Here is a 19,484-nt window from a genome sequence, read left to right on the forward strand (position 1 = left end):
TCCGGGTACTGAAAATTTACTGTTCCGACACGAAGGAGAACGGGCTCAGCTTCGCAATCGCGCCGTCCTGCACGAGCTTCGTGACCGCCGCGATGTCCGGCGCGAAGTAGTGATCCAGCTCGTAATGCGCGACGTCCTTGCGCACGGCGTCCATCACTTTCTGCAGGCTCGGGCTGGTCTTGTGCGGCGCGCGCAGATCGACGCCCTGCGCGGCGGCGAGCAGTTCGATCGACAGGATGTTCGCCGTGTTGTCGGCGATGTCGCCGAGCTTGCGCGCGGCGAACGTCGCCATTGAAACGTGGTCTTCCTGGTTCGCCGACGTGGGCAGCGAATCCACCGACGCCGGATGCGCGAGCGTCTTGTTTTCCGAGGCCAGCGCGGCGGCGGTCACGTGAGCGATCATGAAGCCCGAGTTCACGCCGCCGTCGCGCACGAGGAACGGCGGCAAGCCGGAGAGCGTCGCGTCGATCAGCAACGCGATGCGGCGCTCGGCCAGCGCGCCGATTTCCGACGCGGCGAGCGCCAGGTTGTCGGCGGCGAACGCGACCGGCTCGGCGTGGAAATTGCCGCCCGACAGCACTTCGCCGGTGTCCGGGAAAATCAGCGGATTGTCGGAGACGGCGTTCGCTTCGATCAGCAGCACGTCGGCGGCATGGCGCATCTGGTCGAGACACGCGCCCATCACTTGCGGCTGGCAGCGCAGGCTGTACGGGTCCTGCACCTTGTCGCAATCCGCGTGCGAGACGTTGATGCCCGAACCTTGCAGCAGCGAGCGGTACGCCGCGGCGGCGTCGACCTGGCCTTGATGGCCGCGCAATTCGTGAATGCGCGCGTCGAACGGCTTGACCGAACCGGCCGCCGCATCCACCGACAGTGCGCCCGCCACCAGCGCCGTGCGGTACAGATCTTCGATGGCGAACAGGTTGTAGAGCGCGAGCGCGGTCGAAGCCTGAGTGCCGTTGAGCAGCGCGAGACCTTCCTTCGCTTGCAGCGTGAGCGGCTTCAGGCCGACGAGCGCGAGACCTTCCGTGGCGGCCAGGCGCTCGCCCTTCGCGAACACCTCGCCGACGCCGAGCAGCACCGCCGACATATGCGCGAGCGGCGCGAGGTCGCCCGACGCGCCGACCGAGCCCTTCACTGGAATGACCGGCAGCACGTCGGCGTTGTACAGCGTGATCAGCGCTTCCATCACTTCGCGGCGAATGCCCGAATGGCCGCGGCCGAGGCTCGACAGCTTCAGCGCGATCAACAGACGCACGACCGGGCGCGACATCGGCTCGCCCACGCCGACCGCGTGCGACAGCACGAGATTGCGTTGCAGCAGTTCGAGCTGGTCGTGCGGAATGTGCGTGCTGGCAAGGCGCCCAAAACCCGTGTTGATGCCGTAGGCCGGCTCGCCCTTCGCGGCGATGTCCGCCACGGCTTTCGCGCAGGCGTCGATAGCGGCGTGGCTCGCGGGATCGAGTTGCAGCGGCACATGGGCACGCGCGATCTGGCGCAGTTGCGGGAGAGTCAGGTAGCCGGGCTTCAGAGTAATCATGGTTGTCGTCCTGTCTATACAATTTCAATGAAGTCTAGCGTCGCGGCCTTGTATATACAACTTGTTTTTTAATGTCGAGCCCCCAGGGCTTTCCACTAAAGCGCGGCTGGCTACGCTCGCAGCCCGTTCAAACCTTGAGTTTCCGCCGCGTCGGGCGCGACTGCGGGCGGAGTCCGGTGCGCTCCATGAATGCGCAACTTGTCTATACACATTTGGAATCGACGCCGCCAACGGGCGGGGACATCGCCATCACGCAAGAAAGCCCGCGAGCGCTTTCGCGCCGCGGGCTTTCTGTTCCGGCAACCGGGACCGGACACGCGCCGCTACAACCGCACGCGCGCCGCGATGAAATCCAGAAAGCACTGCACGCGTCCCGCCAGCGACGCGCTCTGGTAATACACCGCGCTCACCGGCTGCCGCTCGTCGAGCAACGCGTTGCCGAGAATCGGCACGAGACGCCCGTCGCGAATATCGGCGGCGATCATGAAGTCCGCGAGACACGCGATGCCCCAGCCGGACAGCGCGAGTTGCCGCAAGGTCTCGCCGCTCGACGCGGTGATCGACGGCTCGATTCTCCGCGGCTCGGCCTTACGCGGGGTTTTGCCTGTGCTGTTACCGATGCCCTTGCGCGCCGCCCGCTCGCGCAACGGCCAGCGGTTCAGATGCTCGGGCGCGGTGAAGCCGATCAACCGATGTTCGCGCAACGCGTCGGCCGATTTCGGCTCGCCATGTTCGGCCAGATACGCGGGACTCGCGACCACCCGCAACTTGCTGCTGCCGAGCGCGCGGGCGTGCAAGGTCGAATCCTGCAACGCGCCGATCCGGATCGCGATGTCCACTTTCTGCTCCAGCAGATCGACGATGCGCTCGTTGCTCGTCAACTCCAGACGAATCTCGGGATACGCGTCGGAAAACGCCGTCATATGCGGCGCGATGCAGTGAAGCATGAACGGCGAAGCGGCATCGACGCGCAAGCGCCCCGAAGGCCGCTGGCGCGTTCGCGTGACGGATTCCTCGGCTTCCTCCATGGCGTCGAGAATGGCGCGGGCGCGCTGCAGGAAGCTCTCGCCCTCTTCGGTCAACTGCAAACGGCGGGTCGTGCGCCGCACCAGCGCGGTGTCGAGTTTCGTTTCGAGGCGCGTCAACGCGCGGCTCACGCCGGACACGGTCTGCCCCAGTTTCTCGGCGGCCGACGTGATCGAGCCGCTGTCGATCACGGTAACGAACACGAGCAACTCGTCGGTGGAGGTTTTCATTGTTGATTTCACGTCAAGATTGATTTGAGACTAACACGCTTTTTGCGAGAATCCAGACGATGGATACTGCCTACCTGTCATCGTGTTTCGACTCGGGAGAACGTCTTGAAGGTTTTCATCACAGGTGCAAGCGGTTTTATCGGCGGTTCCATTGCGGCGCATCTCGTGCGCGCCGGGCATCAGGTGCGCGGTCTGATCCGCAAACCCGAACAGAGCGGCGAGCTGAAGCGGCTCGGCATCGAGCCGGTGATCGGCACGCTCGACGACCACGCGTTGCTGAGCGCCGAAGCGCGTGCCGCCGACGCCGTCATCAACGCGGCCAGCAGCGATCACGCAGGCGCGGTGAGCGCGCTGATCGAAGCGCTCGCCGGCTCCGGCAAGCCGTTTCTGCACACGAGCGGGTCGAGCATCGTCGGCGATGCGTCGGGCGGGGAAGCGGCCGAGGCGCGCATCTATCACGAAGACGCGCTGCCCGAGCCGACCGCCGACAAGGCGGCGCGCGTCGCGATCGACCGCCGGGTGCTCGAAGCCGCGCAGCGCAACATCCGCTCGGCGGTGCTGTGCAACACGCTGATCTATGGCCACGGCGCGGTGGCGGGCAGCGCGAGCGTGCAGTTGCCGCGGCTCGTGCGGCAAGCGCAGAAGAGCGGCGTGGTGCGCCATGTCGGCAGCGGCGGCAACACGTGGTCGAACGTGCATATCGACGACGTCGCCGAACTCTACCGGCTCGCGCTGGAGAAAAGCCCGGCTGGGGCGTTCTACTTCGTCGAAAGCGGCGAGGCGTCGTTTCGCGACATGAGCGCGGCCATTGCACGCGCGATGAAGCTCGGCGCGCCGCAAGACTGGCCGCTCGAGGAAGCGCAAAAGGAATGGGGCTACGAAATGGCGTCGTACGGGCTCGGCTCGAACAGCCGCGTGCGCGGCGAGCGCGCGCGCAAGCTGTTGGGATGGCAGCCGGAGCGCACGTCGGTGATCGACTGGATCGAGCGGGAGATGATGTCGGGGCAGGCGGCGCTGCACTAGTGGGCTACTCCTGCTGCGCCGAATCCAGTATCTGGGCCACTGCAGGCTTTCCCAAACGTTCACTACTGGCGACGAAATGCGCCGTCTATGACTTCGGCCCCGAAGACCGGGTGTAATAGTCGAGCAGCCGCGGTTCCATCCATTGATATTGCTCTGTATAACTTAGCGAAATTCGCAGATTAATTGGACTCTCTATAATGACCTGACGTCCTAAATTTATACCCTGTTATTTTCCAGCGGACATGCGCCGCCCGCACATTGCATGCACAACTTTTTGCGCGACCACACGATTCGTAGCCATAGACATACTGATTCTTTAGATAAACCCGCGCGCAAAGCAGGAGCACGGCCCGCCAGGCAGGCACAAAACGGAAGCGTGTGAGCCTTGTGCGCCGCGAGAGAAGGATCATTAACGAATCCGTAAGCTCCACTCGATAGAATCGGGCTCATTTGACCCGCGCGGCTGCCTGTTCGAGCCGCCATGAGCTGCGATTCGATCGATGAACCTGGCGTTGAATTTCGACTGGCTGACCAACTTTCTGGCGATTCTGTTCGTCGTGGCGTGCCTTTATGATTCGCGCTACGACGAGTACGGCACGCTGACGCTGTCAGCCGGCTTGATGGCTCTCGTCGTGATGGCCATCGAGACGTTTCTCAAGCCCGCGTTCGACATGGCGCTGTAAGCTCGCCGCCACGGCGCGCGTGCAGCGCCTTCCCTTCCCGTCAGTCACGAACCGCAAGCGGCGCAACCGCCGCCGCTCGGCGGCTCTTCGTCGTACCGGTCATGATGCTTCACCCAGTCGACGAGACTGCTCGTTTCATTACGGCCTTTCGGCGTGACGTCCAGATGCGCGTACGTGTTGATGAAGCGCTCGTCGCCGCGGCCATAGCAGGAATACGTGTGATAGACGTCGCCGTTCGCGTCCCGATAGAAGACGCTGTGGCCGTGCTGTTCGTCGATGCCGACGTCCTGCTCCGTGAAGTTGTAGAAGGCCTGCTTGCTCGCGAGCTGTTCGGGCGTGAACGAGACGTGATAGTCGAAATTGAAATCGCCTCCCGCCGACGACACCCACGGAAACGTCCAGCCCATGCGCTTTCTGAACGCTTCGATTCTGGCGAGCGGCGCGTGCGAGACCGTCACGTACGACACATCATGATGTTCGAGATGCGTCACGATCCCGGTCATGTGATCCGATAGAAACGAGCAGCCGACGCAGCCCTCTTCCCAATCCGCGCCGAACATGAAGTGATAGACGATCAGCTGGCTGCGTCCGCCGAACAGATCGGCAAGTGTCTTCTCGCCCTGCGGCGTATCGAACACATACGTCTTGTCCACCTTCACCCACGGCAACGCGCGGCGTTTGCGCGCGAGTTCGTCGCCGGCGCGCATGTGGGCTTTTTCCTCGACTAGCAGCGCCCTGCTCGCCTCCAGCCATTCCTGTCTTGAACCGATCCGGTGTTGCGGGTCATTTCGCGGGTCTCTTTGCGATTCCATCTTCGCCTCCGTCACAGTGACATGCAGCGTCATTGTGCACTGCCCGGCGAATCGTGCGCGGCGCGGGCATTTACTGCGCGCGCCGCCTCGGCGGAACAGACGGAACAGACGGAACAATCAGATCGCCCAGCCGCCGAGATAGAACCCGACCAGCACGACCGCGATCGCCACCGTGCCCACATTCAGCTTGCGGAACTCGCCGCTGACCACGCGACCGATCACGAGCGTCGCGAAACCGAGCATGATGCCGGTCACGATATTGGCCGTGAGCACGATGAACACCGCGCACATGAGCCCCGACATCGCGTCGACCATATCGTCCATGTGCAGCTTGCTGACGTTCGAGAGCATCAGCAGGCCGACATACATCAGCGCGGGCGCCGTCGCATACGAAGGCACGAGGCCGGCGAGCGGCGAGAAGAACATCACGCCGAGGAACAGCAGGCCGACCACCGCCGCCGCCATGCCGGTCTTGGCGCCGGCCGCCACGCCGACCGTCGATTCGATATACGCCGCAGCCGGCGCGCCGCCGAGCAGGCCCGAGAAAATCGAGCTGATCGAGTCGGCCGTCAACGCGCGGCCTGCGTTGATGATGCGGCCGTTTTCATCGAGCTGGCCCGCTTGTCCGGCCACGGCGCGGATCGTGCCGGTGGCGTCGAACACGGCGGTCATCACGAGCGCGAGCACGCTCGGCAGCACCGCCATGGAAAGCGCGCCCTTGATGTCCATCGCGCCGATCAGCGACTCGTGGCCCGGCGCGCTCAGCGACGGCACCGCGAACACGCCATGAAATGACACGGCCGGATCGATGAGCAGCGCGATCGCCGAAATCGCGACGATCACGATCAGGATCGAGCCCGGCACGCGGCGGCGCACCAGACCGAAGATCGCCGCGAGCCCCGCCACCGACATCAGAGCCGGCAACGCCGTGATATGACCGAGCGAAACCGGCAGGCCGGCGCCGGGATTCTTCACGACGAGACCCACATCGTTGGCCGCGATCAGCAGCAGGAACAAGCCGATGCCGATGCCCGTGCCGTGCGCGATACCCGTCGGCAGATTGCGCAGAATCCACGAACGCACGCCCGTCACCGAAATCCCGGTGAAGACGACGCCCATCAGGAACACAGCGCCGAGCGCGACCGTGGGATGCAAACCCTTGCCGAGCACGAGGCCGAACGCCGTGAACGCGGTCAGCGAAATCGCGCAGCCGATCGCGATTGGCAGCCGCGCCCACACGCCCATCAGCAGCGAGCCGAACGCGGTGGTGAGACACACGGCGACGAACACCGCGCTCGTGTCGAAGCCCGCTTTGCCGAACATGCCCGGCACGACGAACACGGAATAGACCATTGCGAGAAAAGTCGTGACGCCCGCGACGATCTCCTGACGCTGCGAACTGCCGCGCGAGGAAATTTCGAAGTAGCGGTCGAGAAAGCCCTTTCCGTCGAATGATTCGGAGCCGGCTTCGGAAAGCGGCTGGGCGTGGGGTTCCATCATGATGAGGCCTCCTTTATCAGCATGCTGAAACGGCCGTCGAAGTGGCCGTCATCAGGTTCGTCTCTTTGGGTTGGTTTAATGTGCGGCGCGCGCCTCACGGCGTGCGATGTCTGGCGCGATGGGGGCGCTCGTTCTGGGGCTCGTCTCAGGGCCCGTTTGTTGTCTCGAAATGTAGGGCAAGACAAATATATCTCCCATCGCATGAATGGCATGTCGGCCATGTCGCGACGCTTATATCGTTTATGCGACGGCACAGCCCGACGGCGATCCGCGTGTTTACACCTACGGTTTGGTCGAGGTTGGCTTGAGGTTTGCCGTCCCGAGATGAAAGCGTTTTGAGAGCTTTCGAGATGGCCCGCGCGGCATGCGGCGTGCTTCGCGCTCAGCCGTCGGACGGGCTCGAAAAGGGGGCCGCGCGGCGTCGCGGGTTAAACTCTCGGCCGTACTGTCCCAACCGCGGTGCTCGAAAGAGCCCGCCCGCACCCGGTCCATGGAGTTCTCCCTGATGAGTGGCGGCCTTTCGCTTCCTGCCTGGCGTCGACTGATTCTTGCCGCGTTCGCGCTGCTGGCGCTCTGCGCGCTGTCCGGCTGCGGCAGCCTGTTGTGGGGGCCGCAGCAAGCGCCGATCGTCGATGCGACGGTCATGCCGGTGGAAGCCGCGAGCGCGCCGGTGGTCGCCTCCGCGCCCGAACCGGTCGAGCCCGAAGCCGCCGAGCCCGAACCCGAGCAGCCGAAGAAGCCGAAGAAGCCCGTCGTCAAGCCGCACAAGGTCGAGCCGCCGCAGCCCGTCGTCGCGGCCCCGCCGCCGCCTTCGCCGCCCGCGCCGCTGATCCTGCTGCGCACCATCGAGCGCAACGACGCCCATACGCTGCTCGACAGCGAAGTACAAAAACCCGACGGCAAAGTCGTCGGGCGCGCGGTCGACATGACCACGGACGCGAGCGGCAAGCCGCGTGAAGTCGTGGTGAATCTGCAAGGCTTTCTCGGCGTCGGCGATCGCAAGGTCAATTTCGCGTGGACCGCGTTCCGCTTCGCACCGGCCGCCAAGGCCGCGCCGATCACGCTCAACCCGGCGGCGGCGCCGGTGCTGCCCGCTAAATCGGCGGCCCCGCAATTGCCGCTGATCGACGCGACCGTCGAGCGCTCGAACGGCGTGAAGGTCGGCCGCGTGATCGACGTGCTGATCGACGCCAATGCGCAGCCGCAAGCCGTGGTGCTCGACGTCAACGGCATGGTGAGCACCGAGCGGCGCACGATTGCCGCGAGCTGGTCGGCGCTGCGCTTCGTCGCGAAAGACAAGGAGCTGCACCCGCTGCTGGACTTGAGCGACGCGCAGATCAACGCGACACCGCCCTACGCCAACGACAAGCCGATCCGCGCGGTTTCGCCGGCGCCGCCCGCTCCTGCCGCCGCGCCTGCGTCGGCGGCGGCCGCCACGACGGGTTCCAACGCACGGGCGGTCCGATGACAGGCCGCACTCTGGTTACGGCGCGCAGCCTGCGCGCGCTCGACTGGCTGAACTTCTTCGTCGCCAACGTGCAGACGGGTTTTGGGCCGTTCATCGCCTCGTACCTCGCGTCGCATAAATGGACGCAGGGCGAGATCGGCATGGCGCTCTCGGTGGGCACGATCAGCGCGATGGTGAGCCAGGTGCCGGGCGGCGCCGCCGTCGACGCGTTGCGCAACAAAAAAGGCGCGGCCGCGTGGGCGATCTTCGCGATCATCCTGAGCGCGGTGTTGCTGGCCGCGAGTCCGACGGTGCTGCCGGTGATCGCCGCCGAAGTCTTCCACGGCTTCGCAAGTTGCATGCTGACGCCGGCGCTCGCCGCGATCTCGTTCGCGCTCGTCGGACGCGCGAATCTCGGCGACCGGCTCGGGCGCAACGCGCGCTGGGCATCGATCGGCAGCGCGGTCGCAGCCGGGCTCATGGGCGTATTCGGCGAATACTATTCGCCGCGCGCCGTGTTCTGGCTGACAGCCGGGCTCGCGTTGCCCGCGCTGATCGCGCTGACCATGATCCAGCGCACCGACACCATCCAGTTGCCGAAAGCCGCGCCGACGCCCGAGCAGTTGGAACGGCGCGAGAGCCTGCGCGAGCTGCTGCGCGACAAGCGCATGCTGTTGTTCGCGGCGTGCATCGTGCTGTTCCATTTGTCGAATGCGGCGATGCTGAACCTCGCCGCCGGTGAAGTGACCGCCGGCATGGGCGACAACGTTCAGCTCGTGATCGCGGCGTGCATCATCGTGCCGCAAGCGATCGTCGCGATGATGTCGCCGTGGGTCGGCCGCTCCGCCGAGCGTTGGGGACGCAGGCCGATCCTGCTGCTCGGCTTTTCGGCGCTGCCGCTGCGCGCGTTGCTGTTCGCCGGAATCAGCAGCCCGTACTTGCTGGTGCCGGTGCAGATGCTCGACGGTTTGAGCGCGGCCGTGTTCGGCGTGATGCTGCCGCTGATCGCCGCTGATGTCGCGGGCGGCAAGGGACGCTACAACCTGTGTATCGGCCTGTTCGGACTCGCGGCCGGTATCGGCGCGACGCTCAGCACGACGGCGGCGGGTTTCGTCGCGGATCATTTCGGCAACGGCGTGGCCTTTTTCGGGCTCGCCGCCGCGGGGGCGCTGGCGGTGCTGCTGGTCTGGGCGGCCATGCCGGAAACGCGCGACGCCGCCGAGGCCGAAGCCCAAGCGGCGGCGGACGGCGAGCCGCATGCGTCGCGGCAACGCCCGGGGCATCCCGAATAAACGAACCGCGCGGCTTTCACATCACGCTCGAACCGGCAAGGTGGATTCCGCGCGGCGGCGTCAGTCGATTGCCCGCCCCGCGGTCTCCCGCATGAACGGCAACGGCAGCAGCGACACCAGCCCGCAGCCGATCAGATACCAGGCCGGCGCCAGGTTGTTGCCGGAAATCTGAATCATCCAGGTCGCGAAGAACTGCGCGAATCCGCCGAAAATCGACACGCCGAGACAATAGACAATCGACATGCCGGTCGCGCGAATCTGGCGCGGGAACATCTCCGGCAACATGACGATGTTGGGCACCGCCGTGAACGCCACCAGCACAGCGAGCGCGGCGACCACCGCGAGCAGCACCGGTACCGTCGGCGACGCGTTGATCATCATGAACGCCGGATACACGGCGGCAATCAGCAGGACACGCGACACCCACAGGACGCGCTTGCGCCCGACGCGATCCGAAAGCGCGCCCGCGAACGGCGAGCACACCACCGTCACCGCCGCGGCAGTCCACGCCGCCCACAGCGCGGACGACATCGGCAAATGCAGAATGCGGATCGCATACGTGGACAGATAGAACAGCACGATGTAATTCGCCGCCGTCCCGCCGATGGTGGTCAGCACGCCGGTCGTGATCACGCGCGAATGCTCGCGAAAGAGCTTGCGCACGGGCTGCGCAGCCGGCGCGCCGCTCTGCGCGGGCGAGGTGCCGTCTTCGACGCCGGGCAGCGTTTCATCCAGATGACGCCGGATATAGATTCCGATCGGGCCCATTGCCATGCCGATCAAAAACGGCACGCGCCAGCCCCAGCTTTCGAGCGCCGCAGTTGAAAGCGCGGCGGCGAGCGCAACGCCGAGCAGCGACCCGCACACCGTGTTCAAGCCCTGACTCACGAATTGCCAGCTGCCGTAGAAGCCGCGCGTTTTGTCGCTGCCATACTCCATCAGCAAGGAGGTGGACGCGCCGACCTCGCCGCCCAGCGCAAAGCCCTGCACGAGACGCGCGCCGATCACGAGCAGCGGCGCCGCGATGCCGATCCTCGCGTAGGTCGGCGCGAACGCGATCATCGCGGAGCCGAGCGTCATCAGCCACAACGTGAGGCTCATCGCGGCCTTGCGGCCGGCGCGGTCGGCGTACGCGCCGAGCACGACGCCACCCACCGGACGCATGATGAAACCCACGCCGAACGTGCCCACGGCCAGCATCAATTGAGCGAGTTGTCCTTCGACCGGAAAGTACAGCTTGCCGATGATCGTCGCGAAGAAGCTGTAAATCGTGAAGTCGAAAAACTCCAGGCCGTTGCCGAGCGTGATCGCGGCAATCGCCTTCGCGTGGCTCGCGCGCGGGGCGGCGCGTGCGAGTTCGGCGGATTGCGGTGTGGCTGAATAGTCCATCTGTGTCTCCTTGATGTTCTTTCTGCGGCGGCGTGTGCGCCTGCCGCCTCGCGCGTCAGACGAGGAACGTCTGCGCGAGTCGCACCCAGTAGGCCGCGCCGGTGGCGAGGCAATCGTCGTTGAAGTCGTAGCCCGGGTTGTGGACCATGCAACCGCCCTCGCCGTCGCCATTGCCGATGATCAGATAACTGCCCGGGCAACGTTCCAGCAGGAACGCGAAGTCTTCGCTGCCGGTGAGCGGCTGCATGCCGGCAATGAGGCCCTCTTCGCCGAGCCAGTCGAGCGCGACTTGCCGCGCGACGCCGGTCATCTCCACGTCGTTGACGAGCACCGGATAGCGGCGCTGATAATCGACCTGCGCCCGCGCGCCGTACACGGCCGCCTGTCCGGACGCGACCGCCGTGATGCGCTCCTCCAGATGATCGCGAACCTCGGGCCGCAACGCGCGTACCGACAGGCGCATTTCGGCCGTCTCGGGGATCACGTTGGGGGCGTCGCCGGCATGAATGGCGCCGACCGTGATGATCGCCATGTCGAGCGGCGCGATATTGCGCGACACGATGGACTGCAACGCGAGCACGATCTGTGCGCAGACCACGACCGGATCGACGGCCTTATGCGGCATTGCGCCGTGACCGCCGCGCCCCGTCACGGTGATGATCACGGTATCCGACGAAGCCATGAACGAGCCGGGCAGAAAGCCGAACTTTCCCGTCGGGAAGCCGGGCATGTTGTGCATGGCGAAGACGGCGTCGCAGGGAAATTTGTCGAAGAGACCGTCTTCGAGCATTTTTTTCGCGCCGGCCTGACCTTCCTCGGCGGGCTGGAAAATCAGGTTCAGCGTGCCGTCAAAAGATTTTTCGCGCGCCAGATGCTTGGCGGCGGCGAGCAGCATGGCCGTATGGCCGTCGTGACCGCATGCGTGCATCTTGCCCGGCACGGTGCTCGCGTACGGCAAGCCGGTGTTTTCGTGAATCGGCAACGCGTCCATGTCGGCGCGCAAACCGAGGCGCCGCGTGCCGTTGCCCACTTTCAACTGGCCCACGACACCCGTCTGGCCAAGGCCGCGATGCACCGTGTAGCCCCACTCCTGCAAGCGTTCGGCGACGAGATCGCCGGTGGCGAATTCCTCGTAGGCCAACTCCGGCTGTGCATGGATGCGGCGCCGCAGCGCGATCATTTCGTCTTCGAGTTCGGCGATGCCTGCCGGAATGGCCATGGTGTTCACAAATCGTCTCCATCGATGAATGAGTGAACCCAGCATAACGACGCCGATTTTTGAGCGGCAGGCGTAGAATCGTCGCGCCAGCAACTTCTGGTTGCCACCCTGAACGAAACTCGTCGGATGAAACTCCATCAGCTCAATACCTTGGCGGCCATCGCGGATACCGGAAGTATCCGGGCCGCTGCGCGCTCGCTCGGGCTCTCGCCGGCTGCCGTAACCAAGGCGATGCGCGAACTGGAGGCCGATCTGCATGCGCCGCTCGTCGTGCGCAGCGCCAGCGGCGTCGCCTTCACCGAGTTCGGCCGCGCGCTGGTCGTGCACGCGCGCGTGGTGCTCGGGCAATTGCAGCGGGCGCAAGCGGAAATCGAGGCGCTGCGCGGCGCGGCGGCCGGCAAGCTGTCCATCGGTGTCACGCCCTGGGTTGCGCTGACGTTTCTGCCGCCCACCGTGCAGCGTTTCCGGCAGCGCATGCCGGAAGTCCAGCTGGAATTTTTCGAAGGATTGCTCGCGGTCGTGCAACCGCGTCTGCGCGACGGCAGCCTCGACTTCTCCATTGGCCGCCCGCCGCCTGCCTCGCCGGAATCGGAATTTCACAACACGCCGCTCTTTTCGACGCACTCCGCCGTGGTCGCGCGGCGCGATCATCCGAAAGCCGGTTGCCGCACGCTGCTCGAACTGGAAGACGCCGAATGGGTGCTGAACTGGGACCCGGCCAGCCGCGAATCGATCTCGGATAACCTGTTTCGCAAGCGCGGCATGCGCGTGCCGCACACCATCCACCTCGCGCATTCGCTCGCGGTCGTGCTCGGGCTGCTTGCGCACACCGACATGCTGAGCATCTTTCCGTGGCCGCTCGTCGAGGTCACGCTCGCGAAGGAAAACCTGTGGGCGCTGCCGCTGCGCGAAACGGTCGATGAAACCCTGGTCTGCATCACCGCGCGCCGCGGCGCGCCGGTGAGTCCGGCGGCCGCGTGCTTTCTCGACTGCCTGCGCGAAGTGATCGACGAAGGCGCGCGCTCGCAAGACCCGGAGCAGCGGCGGCTCTTTCACTCCATCGAGTTGCTGCTCTAGCGGCGCGCCGGGACACTAGTCGAGAAACTCGGCCGCGCGCTTGCGCAGCACCGCGCTGAAGTCGTCGAGCCAGCCAATCGACAGGCGCCAGCTCTGCCAGTAGAGATCGACGTCGATATGCTTGCCGGGCACCATCTCCACCAGCTCGCCGCTTGCCAGATGCGCGGCGATCATGCGCTCGGGGCACATGCCCCAGCCGAGTCCCGTCACGCACGCGCGCAGGAATCCGGCGACGTGCGCAATCCAGTGCAACGGCGGCTCGACCTCGGCTCGCGTGATGCGGCGCATGAAGCGCTTTTGCAACTGGTCCTTCGGATTGAAATCCACGCACGGCGTGCGCCGCAAACTGTCGCGCGTGACGCCGTCCGCGAAATGGCGCGCGAGAAACGCCGGCGAGCACACCGCGAGATAACGCATGCGCCCAAGGCGCGTGGACCGGCAGCCTTGCACCGGTTCGGCTTGCGTGGTCACCGCGCCCTGCACGCTGCCGTCGCGAATCCGCTGCGCGGTGTGGTCCTGATCGTCGATCACCAGATCGAGCAGCATTTGACGCTCGACGCAAAACGGCGCGACGGCGTCGATGAACCACGTACCGACGCTGTCATCGTTGACCGCCACGCGCAGCGTCGGCCACCCTTTTACGAGTCCGCCCGGCAAGACGGGCACGCGACCGGTCAACTCCGCTTCGAGCAACTGCACGCGCTCGGTATGACGGCACAACAACGCGCCAGAGGTGGTCGCGACACAAGGCTGGCCGCGCTTGACGAGCACGCTGCCCACGCGCTCCTCCAGCAGCTTGACGCGCTGCGACACCGCCGAGGGCGTCACATTCAGTTCGCTGGCCGCGCGGTCGAACGAGCCGTGACGCACCACGGCGGCGAGCGCATCGAGCAACGCATAGTCGAGCATTAGCGATCCTTAATCGGCGTTAGGTAAATTAGCTTTGCTTATGCATGGCACAGCCGCAGACTAGTCGTGTTCGCTTCTCCCGTCTACTGGATCGTTTATGAACTGGCTGTCTCTCTCTCATGGCGCGGCGCTCTGCGCGTCGCTGATCGTGACTATCGGCGCGCAGAACGCCTTCGTGCTGCGCCAGGGCATCATGCGCTCGCATGTCGGCAAAATCGTCGCGCTGTGCGCGCTGTCGGACTGCATTCTGATCAGCGCGGGCGTCGGCGGCGCCTCGGTGCTGGTCGAGCGCTATCCGGTGTTCGTGCACGTCATGCTGTACGTGGGGCTCGCCTATCTCGCGTGGTTCGGCCTCAACGCGCTGCGCCGCGCGGTGCGCCCGGCACACGCCGTGATGGACGCCGACGCGAACCCCGCGGCGGCGCCCGTGCAACGCGCGCTGCCCATCGTGCTGATGACGCTCGCCTTCACCTGGCTCAACCCGCACGTGTATCTCGACACGTTTTTGCTGATCGGCACGGCGGGCGCGCGCGAGCCGGATGGCGCCCGGCTCGCTTTCGCGCTGGGCGCGATGGCGGTGAGCTGCGTCTGGTTCATCGGCCTGGGTTTCGGCGCGCGCGCGCTTGCGCCGCTGTTTCGCCGGGCGAGCGCATGGCGCGTGCTGGATGGCGCGATCGGCAGCATGGTGTTGCTGCTGGCCGCCACACAGTTGCGTTGAATCACGCGCGACGGGCGGGGAATCGACGGCGGCATCGTCCGGCTTTCCTTCGTCGCGCCGGCCTCGATGCGGGCTCGATGGGCACGGCTATTGCTGGGATTCGCTCGCCGGCAGATCACTCGTCCAAGCATGAAATGCAAAGCACGAGTCGCCGTTCAAGTTCAATCCAGCAATTCATCGTGGGAGGCCTCATGCTTCGATACGCTGCAATCTTCTTCGTCATCGCGATCATCGCCGCGGTATTCGGCTTTGGCGGCATCGCCGCGGGCGCGACGGAAATCGCCAAGGTGCTGTTCTTCATCTTCGTGGTGATTTTCCTCGTGACCTTGTTGATGGGCGTGATGCGGCGCTGATGCCCGCATCGACCATATAAGCGGAGGAATGCCCGCCCCGGCGGGCGGGCAGCAAGGTCTTGTCAGCGTCTTGCAATAGTTGCCGCAGCGTCTTGCAATACTTGCCGCCCCCGCCGGGCTTCCCGCAACGCAACACGCGCCCTGCCCGGACGCGTGCAGAGCGGTTTCAGAACACGCTTCGCGCGCTTCATGCGCATCGGCATCATTCCATTGACGGCACCCGCGGCTCGCTCTCACAGAAGCCCAGATGCAACTCCTCACACAGAAAACGCTGCAACGTGCGCACGGCTTCGACCTGCGCGCCGGCCGCCTCGCGCATGAAAAGGCCGAAGTCCGCGGCGGGCGCATCCGGCAGGTTATCGGCGCGGCCGAGAATCCGCATGGACTCCGAACGAATATTGCCTTCGAGCAGAACCGACACGCCGAGCCCCGCTTCGACCGCCGACTGCACCGCCGGCAAGCTCGTGCTCGTGCACACGATGCGCCACGCGATGCCCGCGCGGCGCAACGCGGTCAACACGTTCTGCTGCCACAGGCAAGGTCCGCCGAATGCGACCAGGGCGAGCGGCTCGTTCGCGTCGCGGCCATAGCCGCGCGCGCCGACCCAGAACAACGGCTGGGTCCACGTCAGCAGCGGCGCGGCCTCCACGAGCGCGGGATCGGCCACGACGACATCGAGAGCGCCTTCCGCCAGCCGCTTCGACAATGCGACGCTGCCATCGACGACGATCTCCAGCGCGACGCGCGGATACGCAATCGAAAAGCGCCGCAGCGCGCGCGGCAAACGGCCCACTGCGATGTCCTCCAGCATGCCGAGCCGCACGGTGCCCGACACTTGGCCGGCGCCTAGCGCGCGGCGCGCATCCGCGCTCGCGCCGAGAATCGTGTGCGCGTATGGCAGCAGCAGATGTCCCGCTTCGGTGAGCTGCACGCCGCGCGGCGAACGGTCGAGCAGACGCTGGCCGAGGTCCTCTTCGAGGCGGCGCAATTGCATGCTGACCGCCGCCTGCGTCCGCGCGAGGCGGCTCGCGGCCGCGCCCACCGCGCCCGTCTCGGCGACGGTGACGAAGGTGCGCAACAGACTGCTGTCGAGATCACGGGTCATCAGGATTTTTGAAGCCGATATAAGAAATATCAACTTATCTTAATAGCGCGCGAGCCGATAAGATAGCGCGAAGATTCCCTGAAACGCCACACGACAACGCACAACACCCCCCACGACACCATGCAGGACACGACGATCAAATCTGCCGCGGGCCCCGCGGCCGCCTTGCTGAAACCGTCGAGCGCGGCAGCCGGCGCCGCGCTCCTGTGCGTGCTGTCGATGTCGAGCGTGCAATTCGGCGCCGCCCTCTCCGCGCCGACGATGGCCGCCCACGGCTCGCTCAGCACCACCTGGTTGCGCTTGTGCTGGGCCGCGCTGGTGCTGGCGGTGCTGGTGCGTCCGCGGCTTTTCGCCTACTCGCGCGCGCACTGGTTCGCCGCGCTCGCGCTCGGCGCCGCCATGGCCGGCATGACCTTGTGCTTTTTCGCTGCGCTTCAGCGCATTCCGCTCGGCCTGGCCGTCGCCATCGATTTCCTCGGGCCGCTCACCGTCGCGACGCTCGCCGTGCGCCGCGCGCGCGCGCTCGCGTGGCCACTGCTCGCGATTGCGGGCGTCGTGCTGCTTTCGCGCGATCGCGCGGGCTGGGTCGGAGAGCCGCTAGGCGTCCTGCTCGCGTGCGCGGCGGCGTGCGGCTGGGGCAGCTACATCCTGCTGATGAAGAAAGCCGGCAAGCTCTTTGCCGGACTGGAAGGCCTGTCGGTGTCGTTGATCGCGGCTTCGCTCGTCGCCACGCCCTTCGGCCTTGCCGAAAGCGGCCTGCATCTCGCGGCGGCCCAGCTCGCGGCGACGGCCGGTCTCGCAATACTCGTGCCGCTTCTGCCGTATGCGCTCGAAATGGTGGCGCTGCGGCATATGCCGGCCGGTTCGTTCGGCATCCTGATGAGTGTCGAGCCGGCGATCGGCGCGGTGGCCGGCTTCATTGTTCTGCATCAGCCGATGGGCATGTTGCAGATCGCCGGCACGTTGCTCGTGGTAGCGGCGAGTGTCGGCGCGGTAGCGGCCGCGCGATAGGAAAATCTCGCGGCGCATCAAGCAACGCCGCAAGGAATGCCGCGCGCAACGCGAGCCGTAGCCCAAGCGCGCGCCGCTATGGCATGTTCTCCGCTTCGTACAAACGGCGGCCGGCGGCGTCCTTCGCCCCGACAATCGGCTCGAAGTCGACCGGCCATTCAATGCCGATATCCGGATCGCTCCACAAGATGCAGCGTTCGAGTTCAGGAAACCAGTACTCGGTCGACTTCCACAGACACTCGGCCGATTCGGAAAGCACGACGAAGCCATGCGCGAAGCCCGGCGGCACCCACACCTGCCGATGGTTTTCCGCGCTCAGATACATGCCGCACCACTTGCCGAAGTTCGGCGAATTGAGCCGCACGTCGACGGCGACGTCGAATATCTCGCCCACCACGACTTGCATGAGCCGGCCTTGCGGGCGCTGCACCTGATAATGCAGCCCACGCAACACACCATGCACCGCGCGCAAATGCCGGTCCTGCACGAAGTTGAAGTCGCGCGCGACGTCGTCGAGAAACTCGTCCGCGCTGAAGGTTTCATAGCAGAAACCTAGTTCGTCGGCATATACCTCGGGCTCGATGATCTTCACTTCCGGTAGTGCCGTTGCCAACACCTGGTTGCCCATGCCTCTGTGCCCGTAAGAAGCTATCCGACAAAGTACCGGAAGCCGCCGCGCGCGCGCGCGGCGGTCGTGTAACGCGCCCCCACAGGCGCAGCATCACTGTCAGACCTCGGATGACGCGAGACGGCTGCGCGCGCGATATTCCGTCGGCGACAACGCCATGCGCTTGCGGAAAATCTTCGCGAGACGGTCGCCGTTGCCGGTGCCGCTGCGCCGCGCGATCTTGTCGACCGGCAGTTCGGTTTCCGTCAGGAAATTGCACGCGATGCGCAGCCGCACCTGCAACAGATAATCGGACGGCGTGACCTGCATTTCATGCTTGAAGCGCCGCAGAAAGTTGCGCTCGCTCATGGCGGCGACCTGAGCCGCGTCGGCGACCGAGACCGGACGGTCGCAGTTGGCTTCCATCCACCGCGCCGCCGCACGAATTTTTTCGGCGACGCTGAGCGTGCCGCCTTCGGCCGGCAGCGGAACCCATGTCGCGGCCATGCCCGGCATCACGCGCTCGGCAACGCTGCGGGCAAGTTCCGCGCCGAGATCACGTTTGATGAACATCAGCGCGCTGCGGGCGCAGTCGTTGCGGTCGTTGGACGCGCTGAGAATCGGGTCTGTCGCGGGGCGGCCATAGCGGCCGATCTGCAACGTTTCCGGCTCGCCGGGATTGGCGGCTTCCAGCACGAGGCGCCCTTCGCCGATCGTCTCGATGGCGCGCGTGCGCGCCTGCACCGAGCGCAGCCAGCCGACGAGCCTCGGGTCGCGCGCCGCCGCGTGCGCGCCGTGTCCGCCCGCGATGAACAGAACGTCAAAACCGCTGCCATAGCGTGTGTCGATGCGATCGGTCCAGATGCGCGCGGCCGAAGAACTCGGCACGCTGCCGCCGTCGAGCGAGAGAAACTGGACTTCGTATGGCGGCTCTTCGCCTGGGCGCACACCGGCCAGTTCGTTCGCGCTCTGGAACATCTCGACGACCGTGCCGGGACCGAGCAGCCAGAAACCGTCGAACAACAAAACGCCAATTCGCCGCGCTGCAGTACGGACGTTGACCGTTGGCGTGTGCAACCAGGTAACCCTCGCAGTATCGACGTGAATGTGAGACATGGTCTTCCTCAAAATATCTACGTGGTTGGACGAGGACGCGCGTTAGCCCGACGTTATCGGTGAATTGATAATCGAGATTCAATCTATGGCAAACGCTGCTTCACGGATTATGCGTGATGGTAGCCGAATGAATCGGATTAGTAAATTTGAAATCCGGCGAAATGGCGCCTGATTTAATGTATGAAGAAAACCATTCTCGTTTGATGCGAGTAATAAATAGCAACTGTGGACAAGCAGCGGAAAAACATACCGCGCTGCGGAAATCCGCCCCGGAGAGGCGCATGTACTGGGGCTCTCCACGCAGCGGGCAGTTCGCCGATTGCGCGCTAAAATGACCCGGCGGAATCGCCCTCACGTCGATTTTCGTACCGTCCCGAAATGTTTCAAAGCTGAACACGCCGGCGCGTCACAATGTCCCTTTTAATTT

General features: G+C 65.2%; 19 protein-coding genes. 8 read left to right on the forward strand and 11 right to left on the reverse strand.

Going from position 1 to position 19,484, the window contains the following annotated elements; all coding sequences use genetic code 11:
• Positions 1-16: 16 nt before the first annotated feature.
• Positions 17-1,540, reverse strand: a complete 1,524-nt coding sequence (gene hutH, locus VOM14_RS20650; protein WP_327630600.1) for a histidine ammonia-lyase — start codon at positions 1,538-1,540, stop codon at positions 17-19.
• Positions 1,541-1,863: 323 nt separating this feature from the next.
• On the reverse strand, positions 1,864-2,796 hold the full coding sequence (locus VOM14_RS20655; protein WP_327630601.1) for a LysR family transcriptional regulator: 933 nt from the start codon (positions 2,794-2,796) through the stop codon (positions 1,864-1,866).
• 105 nt (positions 2,797-2,901) lie between these two features.
• Between VOM14_RS20655 and VOM14_RS20660 the strand changes: the two genes are divergently transcribed.
• Both VOM14_RS20660 and VOM14_RS20665 read left to right on the forward strand, forming a co-directional pair.
• The gene (locus tag VOM14_RS20660) at positions 2,902-3,819 is read left to right on the forward strand and encodes an NAD-dependent epimerase/dehydratase family protein (protein ID WP_327630602.1); all 918 of its coding nucleotides are present in this window, start codon (positions 2,902-2,904) and stop codon (positions 3,817-3,819) included.
• A gap of 500 nt (positions 3,820-4,319) precedes the next feature.
• Entirely contained in the window at positions 4,320-4,502 is a 183-nt protein-coding gene (locus VOM14_RS20665; RefSeq protein ID WP_327630603.1) for a hypothetical protein, read from the forward strand.
• 44 nt (positions 4,503-4,546) lie between these two features.
• Here the strand turns inward: VOM14_RS20665 and VOM14_RS20670 are convergent, their stop codons facing one another.
• Together VOM14_RS20670 and VOM14_RS20675 are read right to left on the reverse strand one after the other, a co-directional pair.
• On the reverse strand, positions 4,547-5,314 hold the full coding sequence (locus VOM14_RS20670; RefSeq protein ID WP_327630604.1) for a DUF899 domain-containing protein: 768 nt from the start codon (positions 5,312-5,314) through the stop codon (positions 4,547-4,549).
• A 117-nt stretch (positions 5,315-5,431) separates the two neighbouring features.
• Complete coding sequence (locus VOM14_RS20675; protein ID WP_327630605.1) at positions 5,432-6,814, reverse strand: NCS2 family permease; 1,383 nt, start codon at positions 6,812-6,814, stop codon at positions 5,432-5,434.
• A 505-nt stretch (positions 6,815-7,319) separates the two neighbouring features.
• Between VOM14_RS20675 and VOM14_RS20680 the strand changes: the two genes are divergently transcribed.
• Positions 7,320-8,282, forward strand: coding sequence for a PRC-barrel domain containing protein (locus VOM14_RS20680; protein WP_327630606.1), 963 nt, complete (start codon positions 7,320-7,322; stop codon positions 8,280-8,282).
• The gene (locus VOM14_RS20685; protein WP_327630607.1) at positions 8,279-9,553 is read left to right on the forward strand and encodes an MFS transporter; all 1,275 of its coding nucleotides are present in this window, start codon (positions 8,279-8,281) and stop codon (positions 9,551-9,553) included. Before VOM14_RS20680 ends, VOM14_RS20685 begins: the two co-directional genes overlap by 4 nt.
• A 60-nt stretch (positions 9,554-9,613) precedes the next feature.
• On the opposite strand, the gene VOM14_RS20690 is transcribed toward VOM14_RS20685, so the two are convergent.
• Together VOM14_RS20690 and VOM14_RS20695 are read right to left on the reverse strand one after the other, a co-directional pair.
• Positions 9,614-10,942 (reverse strand): MFS transporter, encoded by a 1,329-nt coding sequence (locus tag VOM14_RS20690; protein ID WP_327630608.1) that lies wholly within the window; start codon positions 10,940-10,942, stop codon positions 9,614-9,616.
• 55 nt (positions 10,943-10,997) lie between these two features.
• Positions 10,998-12,170 (reverse strand): M20 aminoacylase family protein, encoded by a 1,173-nt coding sequence (locus VOM14_RS20695; protein WP_327630609.1) that lies wholly within the window; start codon positions 12,168-12,170, stop codon positions 10,998-11,000.
• Between the two features lie 117 nt (positions 12,171-12,287).
• On the opposite strand from VOM14_RS20695, the gene VOM14_RS20700 reads away from it, so the two are divergent.
• The gene (locus VOM14_RS20700; RefSeq protein ID WP_327630610.1) at positions 12,288-13,238 is read left to right on the forward strand and encodes a LysR substrate-binding domain-containing protein; all 951 of its coding nucleotides are present in this window, start codon (positions 12,288-12,290) and stop codon (positions 13,236-13,238) included.
• 15 nt (positions 13,239-13,253) lie between these two features.
• On the opposite strand, the gene VOM14_RS20705 is transcribed toward VOM14_RS20700, so the two are convergent.
• Positions 13,254-14,147, reverse strand: coding sequence for a LysR family transcriptional regulator ArgP (locus VOM14_RS20705; RefSeq protein WP_327630611.1), 894 nt, complete (start codon positions 14,145-14,147; stop codon positions 13,254-13,256).
• 97 nt (positions 14,148-14,244) lie between these two features.
• Between VOM14_RS20705 and VOM14_RS20710 the strand changes: the two genes are divergently transcribed.
• Both VOM14_RS20710 and VOM14_RS20715 read left to right on the forward strand, forming a co-directional pair.
• On the forward strand, positions 14,245-14,865 hold the full coding sequence (locus VOM14_RS20710; RefSeq protein ID WP_327630612.1) for a LysE/ArgO family amino acid transporter: 621 nt from the start codon (positions 14,245-14,247) through the stop codon (positions 14,863-14,865).
• Positions 14,866-15,056: 191 nt separating this feature from the next.
• Positions 15,057-15,218 (forward strand): DUF1328 domain-containing protein, encoded by a 162-nt coding sequence (locus VOM14_RS20715; protein ID WP_006051149.1) that lies wholly within the window; start codon positions 15,057-15,059, stop codon positions 15,216-15,218.
• A 202-nt stretch (positions 15,219-15,420) separates the two neighbouring features.
• Here VOM14_RS20715 and VOM14_RS20720 read toward each other — a convergent pair whose 3' ends face one another.
• Positions 15,421-16,323 carry a LysR substrate-binding domain-containing protein gene (locus tag VOM14_RS20720; RefSeq protein WP_327630613.1) on the reverse strand — a complete coding sequence of 301 codons (903 nt, stop codon included), beginning with the start codon at positions 16,321-16,323 and terminating at the stop codon, positions 15,421-15,423.
• Positions 16,324-16,443: 120 nt separating this feature from the next.
• Here VOM14_RS20720 and VOM14_RS20725 point away from each other — a divergent pair, with 120 nt between their 5' ends.
• Positions 16,444-17,334: an EamA family transporter gene (locus VOM14_RS20725; RefSeq protein WP_327630614.1), complete on the forward strand. Its 891-nt coding sequence runs from the start codon at positions 16,444-16,446 to the stop codon at positions 17,332-17,334.
• A 76-nt stretch (positions 17,335-17,410) separates the two neighbouring features.
• On the opposite strand, the gene rfbC is transcribed toward VOM14_RS20725, so the two are convergent.
• From rfbC to VOM14_RS20740, 3 genes are all read right to left on the reverse strand, one after another.
• Positions 17,411-17,962, reverse strand: coding sequence for a dTDP-4-dehydrorhamnose 3,5-epimerase (gene rfbC, locus VOM14_RS20730; RefSeq protein ID WP_327630615.1), 552 nt, complete (start codon positions 17,960-17,962; stop codon positions 17,411-17,413).
• Between the two features lie 99 nt (positions 17,963-18,061).
• On the reverse strand, positions 18,062-19,057 hold the full coding sequence (locus VOM14_RS20735; RefSeq protein WP_327630616.1) for a GlxA family transcriptional regulator: 996 nt from the start codon (positions 19,055-19,057) through the stop codon (positions 18,062-18,064).
• 100 nt (positions 19,058-19,157) lie between these two features.
• Positions 19,158-19,454 (reverse strand): hypothetical protein, encoded by a 297-nt coding sequence (locus VOM14_RS20740; protein ID WP_327630617.1) that lies wholly within the window; start codon positions 19,452-19,454, stop codon positions 19,158-19,160.
• Between the last annotated feature and the right edge of the window lie 30 nt (positions 19,455-19,484).

Source organism: Paraburkholderia sp. MPAMCS5, from assembly GCF_036016995.1.
Taxonomy (GTDB): Bacteria; Pseudomonadota; Gammaproteobacteria; order Burkholderiales; family Burkholderiaceae; genus Paraburkholderia.